This window comes from Methyloparacoccus murrellii, assembly GCF_054657115.1.
Genome location: NZ_BAAHXD010000039.1, coordinates 19,939 through 33,800 on the forward strand (window position 1 = coordinate 19,939; position 13,862 = coordinate 33,800).

Annotated in this window: 13 protein-coding genes and 1 tRNA gene; 2 read left to right on the plus strand and 12 right to left on the minus strand. The window is 65.5% G+C overall.

Annotation, left to right across the window (positions count from 1 at the left end; all coding sequences use genetic code 11):
• Positions 1-22: 22 nt before the first annotated feature.
• Positions 23-805, plus strand: coding sequence for a class I SAM-dependent methyltransferase (locus ACYQ1H_RS11460; RefSeq protein WP_460028173.1), 783 nt, complete (start codon positions 23-25; stop codon positions 803-805).
• Here ACYQ1H_RS11460 and ACYQ1H_RS11465 read toward each other — a convergent pair.
• From ACYQ1H_RS11465 to efp, 5 genes are all read right to left on the minus strand, one after another.
• Positions 802-1,314, minus strand: coding sequence for an O-acetyl-ADP-ribose deacetylase (locus tag ACYQ1H_RS11465; RefSeq protein WP_460028174.1), 513 nt, complete (start codon positions 1,312-1,314; stop codon positions 802-804). The genes ACYQ1H_RS11460 and ACYQ1H_RS11465 overlap by 4 nt on opposite strands.
• Before the next feature lie 84 nt (positions 1,315-1,398).
• The gene (locus tag ACYQ1H_RS11470; RefSeq protein WP_460028175.1) at positions 1,399-1,839 is read right to left on the minus strand and encodes a hypothetical protein; all 441 of its coding nucleotides are present in this window, start codon (positions 1,837-1,839) and stop codon (positions 1,399-1,401) included.
• Between the two features lie 479 nt (positions 1,840-2,318).
• Positions 2,319-2,406, minus strand: a tRNA-Ser gene (locus ACYQ1H_RS11475).
• A gap of 88 nt (positions 2,407-2,494) precedes the next feature.
• Positions 2,495-3,496 carry an EF-P lysine aminoacylase EpmA gene (epmA, locus tag ACYQ1H_RS11480; protein ID WP_460028176.1) on the minus strand — a complete coding sequence of 334 codons (1,002 nt, stop codon included), beginning with the start codon at positions 3,494-3,496 and terminating at the stop codon, positions 2,495-2,497.
• A 71-nt stretch (positions 3,497-3,567) separates the two neighbouring features.
• Entirely contained in the window at positions 3,568-4,134 is a 567-nt protein-coding gene (gene efp, locus ACYQ1H_RS11485) for an elongation factor P (RefSeq protein ID WP_460028177.1), read from the minus strand.
• An 84-nt stretch (positions 4,135-4,218) separates the two neighbouring features.
• On the opposite strand from efp, the gene epmB reads away from it, so the two are divergent.
• Positions 4,219-5,199: an EF-P beta-lysylation protein EpmB gene (gene epmB / locus ACYQ1H_RS11490; RefSeq protein WP_460028178.1), complete on the plus strand. Its 981-nt coding sequence runs from the start codon at positions 4,219-4,221 to the stop codon at positions 5,197-5,199.
• 77 nt (positions 5,200-5,276) lie between these two features.
• On the opposite strand, the gene pnp is transcribed toward epmB, so the two are convergent.
• The 7 genes from pnp to rimP form a co-directional block, all read right to left on the minus strand.
• Positions 5,277-7,361 (minus strand): polyribonucleotide nucleotidyltransferase, encoded by a 2,085-nt coding sequence (pnp, locus tag ACYQ1H_RS11495; protein WP_460028179.1) that lies wholly within the window; start codon positions 7,359-7,361, stop codon positions 5,277-5,279.
• A gap of 23 nt (positions 7,362-7,384) precedes the next feature.
• Positions 7,385-7,654, minus strand: a complete 270-nt coding sequence (gene rpsO / locus ACYQ1H_RS11500; RefSeq protein ID WP_460028180.1) for a 30S ribosomal protein S15 — start codon at positions 7,652-7,654, stop codon at positions 7,385-7,387.
• 66 nt (positions 7,655-7,720) lie between these two features.
• A complete protein-coding gene (gene truB / locus ACYQ1H_RS11505; RefSeq protein WP_460028181.1) occupies positions 7,721-8,695 on the minus strand; it encodes a tRNA pseudouridine(55) synthase TruB in 975 nt (324 codons plus the stop codon).
• Positions 8,692-9,075 carry a 30S ribosome-binding factor RbfA gene (gene rbfA / locus ACYQ1H_RS11510; protein ID WP_460028182.1) on the minus strand — a complete coding sequence of 128 codons (384 nt, stop codon included), beginning with the start codon at positions 9,073-9,075 and terminating at the stop codon, positions 8,692-8,694. Before rbfA ends, truB begins: the two co-directional genes overlap by 4 nt.
• Positions 9,075-11,663: a translation initiation factor IF-2 gene (gene infB / locus ACYQ1H_RS11515; RefSeq protein ID WP_460028183.1), complete on the minus strand. Its 2,589-nt coding sequence runs from the start codon at positions 11,661-11,663 to the stop codon at positions 9,075-9,077. The genes rbfA and infB overlap by 1 nt, the downstream gene beginning before the upstream one ends.
• A 28-nt stretch (positions 11,664-11,691) precedes the next feature.
• Entirely contained in the window at positions 11,692-13,188 is a 1,497-nt protein-coding gene (gene nusA / locus ACYQ1H_RS11520; RefSeq protein ID WP_460028184.1) for a transcription termination factor NusA, read from the minus strand.
• A 36-nt stretch (positions 13,189-13,224) separates the two neighbouring features.
• Positions 13,225-13,677, minus strand: a complete 453-nt coding sequence (gene rimP, locus ACYQ1H_RS11525) for a ribosome maturation factor RimP (RefSeq protein WP_460028185.1) — start codon at positions 13,675-13,677, stop codon at positions 13,225-13,227.
• Between the last annotated feature and the right edge of the window lie 185 nt (positions 13,678-13,862).

The window sequence follows — 13,862 nt, forward strand, 5'->3', positions numbered from 1 at the left end:
CGAGGACTGACCGGAGCCCTACATGAGCGAACTGCGACGATTCCGCTGGGAAGACCCGGACTACGAACGTGCCTTTGCGACCCTGCTGGCAAGTTCGGGCGAACGGCCGCATGTGCATGCCTACCTGCGCGGGATATGCCGCCGCTATCCGGCCGAGGCCCTGGCGGTGGACTGGGGCGCGGGTGGCGGCGACCTGACCCGGCTGCTGCTGGAGCACTTCCGGCACGTCCTGGCGGTGGAACCCAGTCCCGTGTTTCGCGCCCGGCTGGCCGCCGATTGCCCGGGCGCCGAGGTCGTGGCGGGCACCCTGGGCACCACCGTGCCGCCGCGGCCGGTGGATATCGGCATCATCAGCCATGTGCTCTATCACATCCCCGATCACAAGTGGGCCGCCAGCGTGTTGCGGGCCGCCCGGCAGCTGTCGGATGACGGTGTGCTGCTGGTGCTGCTGAAGGATCCGGACTCGGGCTGCAACCGGATGCTGGAACATTTCGGCGCGGCCCGCTTCAACCTGGTGGAAGGGCTCTGGCCCGTGATGGCCATGGACGGGGGCTTCAATTACGCCCTCGACCGCGTACCGGGCTCGTTCGTGACGCACAGCCTGGAGGACACGCTGGCAATCGCCCGCCTGGCGCTCTGCGATCGCGACCAGGACGCCTTCTCCCGACCGGTCAGCGAGGAGGACTTTGTCGATTATGTGCGCCGGCACCTCTGGGACGAGACCAGCGGCCGGGGCGGCTGGCACTATGACGTGCTGATCTGCGCGCTGCGCAGGCGGCCCGCGCCGCCAGCGGAACGGGCCTAGGCACTGCCGCGGGAAGCGAGTTGGCGCAGGTAGACCGCGCAGTCGGCGGCCGAGAAGCAGCAGAAGCTTACCTGCAGCCCCGGTGCTCGCTGGACGACCGCGCCGACGGTGGCAACGGCGACGGCGGTGGCCAGCGCGACCGGATAACCATAGGCGCCCGTGCTGATGGCGGGAAAGGCGATGCTGGTCAGCCGATGCGCCAGCGCCAGCTCGAGCGCATGACGGTAGCAAGCCGCCAATAGCCCGGCCTCGCCGCGATGGCCGCCGCGCCAGATCGGCCCCACGGCGTGGATGACGTAGCGGGCCGGCAAACCGAAGGCCGGCGTGATGCGCGCCTCGCCGGGCGGACAACCGCCGAGGGCGCGACAGGCTTCCAGCAGTTCCGGCCCCGCCGCCCGATGAATGGCGCCATCCACCCCGCCGCCACCGAGCAGGCTGGCGTTGGCGGCATTGACGATGGCATCGACGCTCAGCGTCGTGATGTCGGCCAGGACGACACGCATCGGCATGGGTTGCTCTCCGTCGGGCGTCGCGCCCCCGGCCGATGGCCTTGCCCTGCGCAACGGCTGCTGTCGGACGGCGACGGCGCGGGCTTACTGACGGATGAATTCACCCAGCGAGGCAGCGATGGTGTTCGAAAGCGGGGTACTGCCCTTGAGGGATTTGATGACCTTTCCCGAGTCGCCCACGACAAAATGGATCGGGTTGGTCCGTTCGCCAAAGTAGCCTGTGCAGGTCCTGGAATCGAAGACCACGGGAAAGCTTTTCCCCTCGACTTCCCGGGCAATGTCGCCGCTGCCCGCGTAGGCGGAGAAGACCTTGACGAAGGTCAGCGTATTGCCCTTGATCTCGGCCGAGGTGATGTCGTAGCGAACATTGGCGACGCTGTTCTGGTAACCCGGGGGTTGGGAAACCTGACTCATGATGGTGTACTCAACCGACGAGACATACTTGCCGCTCAGCCGTTTGGGACAGACCGCCTGAGCGTTGGCGACCAGGCAGCAAAGCCCCAGGGCAACGAGATATCGCTTCATCTTCTTCACCCTCCAGCAGGTAGGGTCCTGCCGCATGCCGGAGCATATGGCGGACGAAATGGTTCACGCCAGGCGTTCTTCGGACAGAAGAGCGGCAGCACCTGGCTCGGGTTCGCCGCGCAAGGTCGATCAGGGCGCGGCAAGGATAACAAATCCGCCCTGGCCGTCATCGAGCCGGCCCAGCGCCGGGATGGTTGTTGGACAGTCGACACGCCGTCTCTCCCGGTGTCCCCACGGACCAGGGTTCTGCAAGCGACCCCATGGCGCGAGACAATGGCCGAAGACCGGATTCAAGGGTTCGACCTGCTCCATCACCTCATTCGCCCGCAAACCCGGGCGGTTACGGAAAACGTCAGCGAGCGGCCTCGCATGGAATTTTGCCGATACCCGAGCTCAGATGCCAGAAACGCAAAACCCCGCTCAGGGCGGGGTTCGGAGAACTTTCAGTCCGGCTGAAAACCGGCTTGAAACGGATCTGGTGGCGGAGAGAGAGGGATTCGAACCCTCGATACGTTGCCGTATACACGATTTCCAGTCGTGCGCCTTCGACCACTCGGCCACCTCTCCAGCAAGCCGCGAATTGTAGACCATGCCGCCGCGCTTGTCAGCCAAAAACAGCGCTTTCCTGCGATGTATCGGCGATACCCGCGCAGCCTCAGGCGCGCATCACGGGAAATGCCAGCACCTCGTCGATGGCCGTCTGCCCGGACAGGGCCATCAGCAGACGATCCAGGCCAATGGCGATACCGGCGCAGTCGGGCAATCCGGATGCCAGGGCCGCCAGCAGGCGCTCGTCGATGTCGGGTACGGTAAGGCCAAGGGACCGGCGCATGTCCAGATCCCGTTCGAACCGCGTCCGCTGTTCTCGGGCATCGGCAAGTTCATGAAAGCCGTTGCCGAGTTCCATCCCGGCCAGAAAGATTTCCACCCGCTCCACCGTATCGGCGTCGCCGGGACAGCCGGCGGCCAGCGAGGGCATGAAGGCAGGATAGTGATGGACGCTGGTCACCCGCCCCCGGCCGAGGTGTGGCTGCACGAGATGGCTGAAGAGGAGATCCAGCCAGACACTGCGCGTCTCGCCGCAAAGGGCGCGCGCACCGACCAGACCGTGCGCATCCGCGCAAGCGGCAAACTCGTCCAGGCTGGCGGTCACGGGATCGAGACAGAGGTAGCGCCGGCAGACATCCCGGTAACGGAACCGCTCGGGCGCGTCCAGTTCGGCCTCGCCTTCGGCCAGGTGTCGCATCAGTGCCTCGACCTCGTCGATCAGGTCGAACAGGCCATGGCCGACCCGGTACCACTCCAGCAGGGTGAATTCGGGATTGTGCTGGCGGCCGCTCTCCTCGTCACGAAAGGCCTTGCAAATCTGGAAGATGGAGCCACTGCCCGCCGCGAGCAGCCGCTTCATGGCGAATTCCGGGGAAGTTTGCAGGTACAGCGGGGTACCGGCAGACTGGCCGGGCAGGTGGAAGCGGGTGACGAATCCCGTCAGGCCGGGGTCGGTGACGGTGCAGCGCCCCAGCAGGGGGGTTTCAACCTCCAGCACGCCGCGCGCCTCGAAGAAGGCGCGGATGCGGCGATTCAGGCGGGCCCGGCGCAATAGCGCCTGGCGATCGCCGCTCGGCTGCCAGGCGACGTGGCTGGCGGCTTCGTTCACGGAGCGGGCAGACCGGTCATCGGGCAGGACCGCACGACTGGCCCGCCGGCGGGGAGCCGGTCGTGCGGCCGTTACTTGACGCGGGAAACGTATTCGCCGGTTCGGGTATCGACCCGGATCACTTCCTCGCTCTGGATAAACAGCGGTACCCGCACGACGGCGCCGGTCTCCAGGGTGGCCGGCTTGCCGCCACCGCCAGAGGTATCGCCACGCACGCCGGGGTCGGTCTCGACGATCTTCAGTTCGACGAAGTTGGGCGGCATGACGCCGATCGGGGTGCCGTTGTAGAGCGTTACCTGGCAGACATCCTGTTCCTTCAGCCATTTCTGCGCATCGGCCACGGCGGCGGCATCGGCGGCGTACTGCTCGAACGTCTCGACGACCATGAAATGCCACATCTCGCCATCGTTGTAGAGATACTGCATGTCGGTATCCACCACGTCGGCGGTTTCCATGGTTTCACCCGACTTGAAGGTGCGCTCGATCACCCGGCCGGTTTTGAGGTTGCGCAGCTTGACGCGGTTGAAGGCCTGGCCCTTGCCAGGCTTGACGAATTCATTCTCGAGGATGGTGTACGGATCGCCGTCCATCATCAACTTCATGCCGTTCCTGAATTCGCTGGTGCTGACAGTCGCCATTCGTGCCTCTGTGGAGTAATGAGCTCGGGAAAAGCTCGCCATTATAATGGAACCCCTTTTGCTTATGCAGCGTTGTTCGCCCTCATGTACCCAAGCTGGCAGACGGAACTGGCCCATGCCTACACGAACCCCCGGGCGCTGCTCGAATACCTGCAACTCGATGCGACGCAATTTCCGCAGCTGGCGGCGGCAGCGGCGACCTTCCCCTTCAAGGTGACGCAAACCTATGCCGAGCAGATGCGCAAGGGCGATCCGGGCGACCCGTTGCTGCGCCAGGTGCTGCCGCTGGCGGAGGAGCTCCGCGCCGTGCCGGGCTTCGGACTCGACCCGGTTGGCGATCTCGCTGCCGCGGCGGCGCCTGGCCTGCTGCACAAATATCGCGGCCGGGCGCTGCTGGTCACCACCGGTGCCTGTGCCATCCACTGCCGCTACTGCTTCCGGCGCGACTTTCCCTACGACGAGCAGCAGCTGGCGCGGCGGCGGGAATCGGCCGCGCTGGCCGCCATTGCCGGCGATCCGGGCATCAGCGAGGTGATCCTCAGCGGCGGCGATCCCTTGACGCTCGGCGACGAACGGCTGGGGCAGCTGATCCGGGCCATCGCCGAGATCCCGCAGATCCGGCGACTGCGCCTGCATACCCGCATCCCGGTGGTGCTGCCCAGCCGGCTGACGCAGGCGTTGCTCGACAACCTGACTGAAAGCCGTCTCGGCATCGTGGTGGTCATTCACGCGAATCACCCCCGCGAGCTGGGGAGCGCAACCCGCGCCGGACTGGCGGTGCTGTCGGGCCGGGGCTTCCTGCTGCTGAACCAGTCGGTGCTGCTGCGGGGCATCAACGACGATGCCGACACCCTGGCCCAGCTGAGCGAAACCCTGGCCGACGCCGGCACCCTGCCCTACTACCTGCACCTGCTGGACCGGGCACGGGGCACCGCCCATTTCGAGGTCGAGGAAAACCGGGCGCTGGAACTGATGGAGAGCTTGCGGGCCCGCCTGCCCGGCTATCTGGTACCCCGCCTGGTGCGCGAAGTCGCCGGAGAGGCCTGCAAGCGGCCGGTTGGCTGACGTTTCGGACCGGCATGAAAAAGGGGCGTCGAGCGCCCCTTTTTCATGCCGGTCCTGGCCAGGCGGCCCGGAGTGCCTCAGCCCTCGATCTCGACCGCCTTCATGCTCAGGCGCACGCGGCCCTGGCGATCGATTTCCAGCACCTTGACCCGGACGATGTCGCCCTCGGCCAGCTTGTCGCTGACTTTCTCGACGTGCTCGTCGGAGATCTGCGAGATGTGCACCAGGCCGTCCTTGCCCGGCAGCACGGTGACGAAGGCGCCAAAATCCATCAGGCGGGCAACCTTGCCCTCGTAGATCTTGCCCACCTCGACCTCGGCGGTGATGGCCTCGATGCGTCGCCGGGCCTCGTCACCGGCCTCGCGGTCGACGGAGGCGACCTTGACCAGACCGTCATCGGTGATGTCGATGCTGGCGCCGGTTTCCTCGGTGATGGCACGGATGGTGGCGCCGCCCTTGCCGATGACGTCGCGAATCTTGCTCGGGTCGATGCTGAAGCTGATGATGCGCGGCGCGTAGTCGGACATCTCCTTGCGCGGTTCCGGCAGGGCCTCGCCCATCTTGCCGAGGATGTGCAGCCGGCCTGCCTTGGCCTGCTCCAGCGCCTTGCGCATGATCTCGGCGGTGATGCCGTCGATCTTGATGTCCATCTGCAGCGCGGTGATGCCATCGTGGGTACCGGCCACCTTGAAGTCCATGTCGCCTAGGTGGTCTTCGTCGCCCATGATGTCGGACAGCACCGCGTAGCGGTCACCCTCCTTGATCAGGCCCATGGCGATGCCAGCCACGGGCGCCAGCGTGGGCACGCCTGCGTCCATCAGGGCCAGGCTGGAGCCGCAGACCGAGGCCATCGAGCTGGAGCCATTCGACTCGGTGATCTCGGACACAACGCGGATGACATAGGGGAACTCGTCCGGATCCGGCATGACGGCCTGCACGCCGCGCTTGGCGAGACGTCCATGGCCGACCTCGCGGCGCTTGGGCGAGCCGATCATGCCGATCTCGCCAACGCAGTAGGGCGGGAAGTTGTAATGGAACAGGAAGGTTTCCTTGTACTCGCCTTCGATCGCATCGATGACCTGCGCGTCGCGCCCGGTGCCCAGGGTGGCCACCACCAGCGCCTGCGTTTCGCCGCGGGTGAACAAGGCGGAACCGTGGGTACGCGGCAATACGCCGGTACGGATGCTGATGGGACGCACGGTCGCGAGGTCGCGCCCGTCGATACGGCGGGATTCGTCCAGAATCTGGGCCCGGACGGTGTCGTATTCCAGTTCCTCGAGCACGACCTTGACCGCCTTGGCGGTATGCTGCCCTTCGGCCGTCAGAGCCTCGATGGCGCCCGCGCGGGTCTGCTTCAGCGCCTGCTGGCGGGCCTGCTTGTCGGCAATCTGGTAGGCGGCCAGGATGGCAGCACCCGCCTGTGCCTTGACCGACTCGACCAGCCCTTCATTCCGCGCCGGCGGTTGCCAATCCCAGGACGTGACGCCAACCTCGCTGGCCAGCTCGCGGATGGCGACGATGGCGGCCTGCATCTGCTCGTGACCGAAGATGACCGCACCCAGCATTTCGTCCTCGGAGAGCATGTCGGCTTCCGACTCGACCATCAGCACGGCGTTCTCGGTCCCGGCGACCACCAGGTCGAGCAGGGATTCATCCAGCTCGCTGGCGGTGGGATTGAGCACGTAGCGCTCGTCGATGAACGCCACCCGTGCCGCGCCGATCGGCCCCTTGAAGGGGATGCCGGAAAGCGTCAGCGCCGCGGAGGCACCGAGCATGGCCGGTACGTCGGGGTCGATTTCCGGGTTCAGGGACAGCACCGTGGCGGTGATCTGCACCTCGTTGGTGAAGCCCTCCGGGAACAGCGGGCGCACCGGCCGGTCGATCAGGCGCGCCGTCAGCGTCTCCTTCTCGGAAGGACGACCTTCGCGCTTGAAGAATCCGCCCGGAATCTTGCCGGCTGCGTAGGCCTTCTCCTGGTAATCGACCCGCAAGGGGAAGAAATCGATGTCGGGGGAAGCTTCCTTCTTGCCGACCGCCGTCACCAGCACCACGGTGCCGGCCATGTCGACCATTACCGCCGCATCGGCCTGTCGCGCGATTTCGCCTGTTTCCAGGGTGACCAGATGCGCGCCGTACTGGAATTGTTTCCGGATGGGATTCACAACATTAACCTTCGAAATTCGGATTAGCGACGCAGGCCCAGTCTTTCGATCAGGTTCTTGTAACGGTCGACATCCTTGCGCTTGAGGTAATCCAGCAGCTTGCGGCGCTGGTTCACCAGACGCAGCAGGCCACGGCGCGAATGGTGATCCTTCTTGTTCTGGACGAAGTGCGGGGTCAGATGATTGATGCGCGCGGTCAGCAGGGCAACCTGGACTTCCGGCGACCCGGTATCGTTGGCGGCGCGCTGGTAGTCCTTGACGACAGCGCTTTTCTCGGTGGCGGTATAAGGCATGTTCGGCTCCTAAAAATCTCGGCTTTTCATGAAACAGGGCATTCTATCGTTTCAGGCTCGGATTGATCAATCCAAGGCCTTGGACAGGCCGGTCCCGCGGCCTGGATCACCGGCTGGCGCCCGCCCGGCCGGACCATAATTCATCATGCGCCGCGGACCGACGCGGCCGTCGTCGAGGATCTCCCCCAGCCCCAGGAAACCCGAGTCATGGCCGTAGAGGCGAACCCAGCCCCGGGTCGGTGCCTGCGGCACGAACAGGGGGTTGCCCTGCCGGGCGAACCGGCTCATCGTCTCGTTCAGCCCGATTGCCGGCAGGTGGTCGACCAGCGTATCCAGCGGCAGCAGCCGGGCATCGCGGGCCTCCGGCGCCTCGGCCTCCAGTTGTTCCACCGTACAGGCGGCATCGACACTCAGGGTGCCCACGGCGGTCCGGCGCAACATTTCGACATGGCCGCCGCAACCAAGCGCGCGACCGATATCCTCGGCCAGGGTACGGATATAGGTGCCCTTGGAGCAGTGGACGTCCAGGCTCAGGGAAGCCGCGTCAAAGTCCAGCAGGTTCAGGGCATGGATGGTGATGGGGCGCGGCGGCCGCTCGACCTCCAGCCCCCGGCGGGCCAGATCGTAGAGCCGCTTGCCCTCATGCTTGAGGGCGGAATACATGGGCGGTACCTGCTGGCTGTCGCCGCGGAAACCGGCCAGAACGGTCTCGATCAGGGCCTCCGACAGGGGTGGTACCGGCTGGGTGCGGATCGCGGCCCCCTCGCTGTCGGCCGTATCCGTCTCCACCCCCAGCCGGATCCGCACTGCATAGCGCTTGTCGGTGTTGAGCAGGTAGCCGGACAGCTTGGTCGCCTCGCCAAGACAGATCGGCAACAGGCCGCTGGCAAGCGGGTCAAGGCTGCCCGTATGCCCGGCCTTCTGCGCCCGGAACAGGCGCCGGACCTTCTGCAACGATGCATTCGAGGAATAGCCGCTGGCCTTGTCGAGCAGGAAGAGGCCATGAACGGGCCGCCACTCCGGTCGCGTCCGTGCGGTCATTCGCCGGTGCCATCCCGGTCATCGGCGTCCCGTTCGTGCGACAAGGCCTGCAACAGCGTGTCCATCCGCATGCCGCGATCGAGCGAGTCGTCGTGAACGAAGCGCAGTTCCGGCAGCACGCGGATGCGGATACGCTTGCCCAGCTCGCGGCGCAGCTCCGGCACGAACTCGGCGAGCCGCTTGACGGCCTGCGCCGGCGTCACGGCGGCGGCCAGAAACGTCACATAGAGCTTGGCCACGGCCAGATCCCGGCTCAGCTCGACATCGCTGAGGGTGATCATGCCCAGCGCCGGATCCTTGACCTGGGTCCGGATCAGGTCGGCCATTTCCCGCTGGATCTGCGACGCCACCCGGTCGCTGCGGCTGAACTCCCTGGGCATCAGTGCGGAACCTGGACCTTCTCGAACACCTCGATCTGGTCGCCGACCTTGATGTCGTTGTAGTTCTTGACACCCATGCCACATTCCATGCCGGCCTTCACTTCGGACACGTCATCCTTGAAGCGCCGCAGCGAGTCGAGCTGCCCTTCGAAGATGACGACGTTGTCGCGCAGCACGCGGATCGGCAGGTTGCGCTTGACGAAGCCCTCCGTGACCATGCAGCCGGCGATGGCACCGAACTTGGGATGCCGGAACACGTCGCGAACCTCGGCATTGCCGACGATCTGCTCGCGGAACTCCGGCTCCAGCATGCCCTTGAGCGACTTTTTGATCTCGTCGATCGCCTCGTAGATGATGCTGTAGTAGTGGAGATCGACGCCGCGCTCCTCGATCAGCTTGCGGGCACCGGCGTCGGCGCGCACATTGAAGCCGATGATGATGGCATTGGAGGCCAGCGCCAGGTTGGCGTCGGACTCGCTGATGCCGCCGACGCCGCCGCCGATCACCTTGACCTTGACCTTGTCGGTGGACAGGTCGGTCAGCGAGCCGCGCAGGGCCTCGAGGCTGCCCTGGACATCCGCCTTGATGATGATGTTGAGGTCGACGCTTCCGGCACTGCTCTCCATGCGGGCAAAGATGTTGTCCAGCTTCAGGGCCTGCTGCTCGGCCAGCTTGCTGGTGCGCAGCTTCTCCTCGCGCTGCATGGCGATTTCACGGGCCTTGCGCTCGTCGCTGACGACGATGAACTCGTCGCCGGCATTGGGCGCGCCGGACAGCCCCAGCACCTCGACCGGAGAGGAAGGCCCGCCCTCCTTCAGCGGCTTGCCGTTCTCGTTGAACATGGCGCGGACACGGCCGAACTCCATGCCGCAGAGGATGAAATCCCCCTTCTTGAGGCGTCCCTGCTGGATCAGGATGTCGGCCACCGGGCCACGGCCCTTCTCCAGCTTCGACTCCAGCACCACGCCGGTCGCCGGAATGTCGTGCGCCGCCTTGAGCTCCAGCACCTCCGCCTGCAGGAGGATGGCGTCGAGCAGGTTGTCGATGCCCTGCCCGGTCTTGGCCGACACGGGGATGAACTGCGTGTCGCCGCCCCACTCCTCGGGGATGACGTTGAAGGTGGTCAGTTCATGCTTGACCTTCTCGGGGTCGGCCTCCGGCTTGTCGATCTTGTTCACCGCCACCACGATCGGCACATTGGCCGCCCGCGAATGATCGATGGCCTCGCGGGTCTGCGGCATCACGCCGTCGTCGGCCGCCACCACCAGCACGACGATGTCGGTGGCCTGGGCGCCGCGGGCGCGCATGGCCGTGAAGGCGGCATGGCCGGGCGTATCGAGGAAGGTGATGGTGCCGTGATCGGTCTTCACCTGGTAGGCACCGATATGCTGGGTGATGCCGCCCGCCTCGCCGGCGGCGACGCGGCTCTTGCGGATGTAGTCCAGCAGCGAGGTCTTGCCGTGATCGACATGGCCCATGATGGTGACCACAGGCGCGCGCGGCGCCTTTTCCGCCTGGGAGGCCAGGCTGAGGGTGGCCTCGATCTCCGCCTCGAGCACATTCTCGACCTGCAGTACGGCGGTATGGCCCATCTCCTCCACCACCAGCACGGCCGTGTCCTGGTCCAGCATCTGGTTGATGGTCGCCATGACGCCCATCTTCATGAGGGTCTTGATAACCTCGGTCGCCTTGACCGACATGCGCTGCGCCAGATCGGACACGGAGATGGACGCCGGCACGCTGACCTCGCGCACCATCGGCCCGGTGGGCCTCTCGAAGCCATGACGCGCCTCCGGCATCACCGGCGCCCTGCCGCTCCTGAGCTTCTTCTTGACCTTGGGCTTGCCGCGCATGCCGTCGAGCGCCAGGCTCTCGCCCGACTTTTCGCGCTCGCGCTTCTTGCCGCGCCGGTCATCGTCATCGACCGCGCGGGCCGGCTCCCGAGGGGCGGCGGGGGCCGGTGCCTTGGGCTTCTCGGTGACGACGGGCGGCGGTTCGGCCGGCAGCGCCTCGATCACGGGTTCCTCGCTCGCCGTCGCTTCCAGTTCGGTGCGGCGCCGCTCTTCCTCCTGGCGGCGGGCGGCCTCCTGTTCGGCGGCAATGCGCTCCATTTCCTCGCGACGCAGACGCTCCAGCTCTTCGGCCTTGCGGCGCTCATCCTCCTGGCGGGCCAGGCGTTGCGCCTCGACCTCGGCCAGGCGGCGCTGCTGATCTTCCAGGGCCTGGCGGGCCTGCTCCACCTCGTGGCGCTGCTCGCTGACTTCCGGGAGTTCGCTGCGCTTGACATAGGTGCGCTTCTTGCGAACCTCGACGCTGATGGTCTTGGCGGCCTTGCCGGGCGCCTTGCCCTGCTTGAGTTCGCTGACCGTGCGCCGCTGCAGGGTGACACGCTTGGGATTGGTGAGGTCCTCGGCCTGGGCCTTGCCGTGACTCTGCCGGAGAAAGGTCAGAAACTTGAGTTTTTCGGCGTCCGTCAGCTGCTCGTCGGCGCCGCTCTTCTGCAGCCCTGCCTCGCTCAGCTGGGAAAGCAGTCGCTCCAGCGGAATGCCAACGACCTCGGCGAGTTGTCGTACTGTTAAATCACTCATAACTTAAGCCTCATCGCATCCGAATTCGTTAACTTTCCGCGAACCAAGGCCGGCGTGCCGCCATGATCAGGGCGCCGGCCCGCGCCTCATCCATCCCATCGATATCCAGCAGCTCGTCGATCGACAGCTCGGCCAGATCCTCCATGGTCTTGACACCTCTCGCCGCCAGTTGGTGCGCCGTGGCGCGGTCCATGCCCTCCATGTTGAGCAGCTCATCGGCCGGCGGGGCGGTCTCCAGCTGCTCTTCCGTGGCGATGGCCCTGATCAGCAGGGAGTCGCGGGCACGGTTGCGCAACTCCTCGACCAGACCCTCGTCGAATTCCTCGATTTCCAGCAGCTCCTTGGCGGGCACGTAGGCCAGCTCCTCGACGGTGGAGAATCCCTCGCGGACCAGCACCTCGGCCACGCTTTCGTCGACATCCAGCTGCTCGACAAAGCCCTGCACCAGCGCTTCGGTTTCCTGCTCGCTCTTCTCCTCCGCCTGGGTCTCGCTCATCACGTTAAGGGTCCAGCCGGTCAGCTCGGAGGCGAGCCGGACGTTCTGGCCGCCGCGGCCGATGGCCATGGAAAGGTTTTCATCAGCCACGGCAATATCCATGGAGTGCCGGTCCTCGTCCACCACGATGGACACGATCTCGGCCGGCGACATGGCGTTGACGACAAACTGGGCCTCGTTTTCGTTCCAGAGGATGATGTCGACGCGCTCGCCGGCCAGTTCGTTGGAGACCGCCTGCACCCGCGAGCCGCGCATGCCGACACAGGCACCCACCGGGTCGAGCCGGGGATCGCGGCTGCGGACGGCGATCTTGGCGCGCACCCCGGGATCGCGCGCGGCGCCCATGATCTCGATGATGCCCTCGCCGACCTCGGGCACCTCCAGCCGGAACAGCGCGATGATGAGATCCGGCGAAGTACGCGACACGAACAGCTGCGGCCCGCGGACCTCCTGCCTGACATCCTTGAGATAGCCGCGCAACCGGTCGCCGGCACGCACCGCCTCGCGGGGGATCATTTCCTCGCGGGGAATGAAGGCCTCGACATTGTTGCCGAGGTCCAGGAACACATTGCCACGCTCGACCCGCTTGATGATGCCGGTGACCAGCTCGCCGACCCGGTCCTTGTAGGCTTCGACGACCTTGCGGCGCTCGGCGTCGCGCACCCGCTGCACGATGACCTGCTTGGCGGTCTGCGCCTCGATGCGGCCGAAGCCCACCGATTCCATCGGCTCGACCACGTATTCACCCACCGCGATGCCGGGCGAGCGCTGCTGCGCAGCCTCCAGCGTCAGCTGCAGCTCGGGATTGAAATCCTCGGCAGCCTCGGACTCCACCACCCGCCAGCGACGGAAGGTTTCGTAGTCGCCGGTCTTGCGGTCGATGCTGACGCTGGCGTCGATACGACCCTCGTGGCTCTTGATGGTCGCCATGCGCAACGCATCCTCGATGGCGGCGAAGACGATTTCTTTATCGATGTCCTTCTCGTGGGAGAAGGCATCAACCACTAGGAGGATTTCTTTGTTCGCCATGGCGTCATCCCTTCAATAGTCAAATTCCGGAAACTTTCAGTGATCGAAGGCCGGCACCAACCGCGCCTTCTCAATGGATTCATAGGGGATGCGGATCAATTTGTCCTCATCCTGCAGCAGGATTTCGTCGCCTTCGACGCCCTGCAGCCGCGCCTTGAAGCGCCGGCGGCCCTCCAGGGGGCGATTGAGCTGCAACCGCACCACCTCGCCCGCGAACCGCTCGAAATGCGCCCGCGTGAACAGCGGCCGATCCATGCCCGGAGAGGAAACCTCGAGCTGATAGCGGCCGGGAATGGGATCCTCCACATCCAGCACGCCACTGAGCTGATAGCTCACCGCCGAGCAATCGTCGAGCGTGATGCCCTCGAGGCGGTCGATATAGACACGCAGGGTGCGCTGATGCCCATCGAACTCGACGCCGACCAGCTCGTAGCCCATGCCCTGCACCACGGGGTCCAACAACTCCACCAGACCATCGCGCGCCTTCAACCCGCACCTCACAAAGGCCAAAACAAAAAATGGGCACTAGGCCCACCATCGCAATCAACAGTGCTCAGAAACCAAAAACGCCCCGGAGGGGCGAATCCTGATGGAAGCCCGTGCGCTACCGGGAGGCAGCTCAGACAACCATAAAACCTTGATCATAATAGCATGATTGTTCGTCCATGCGATAC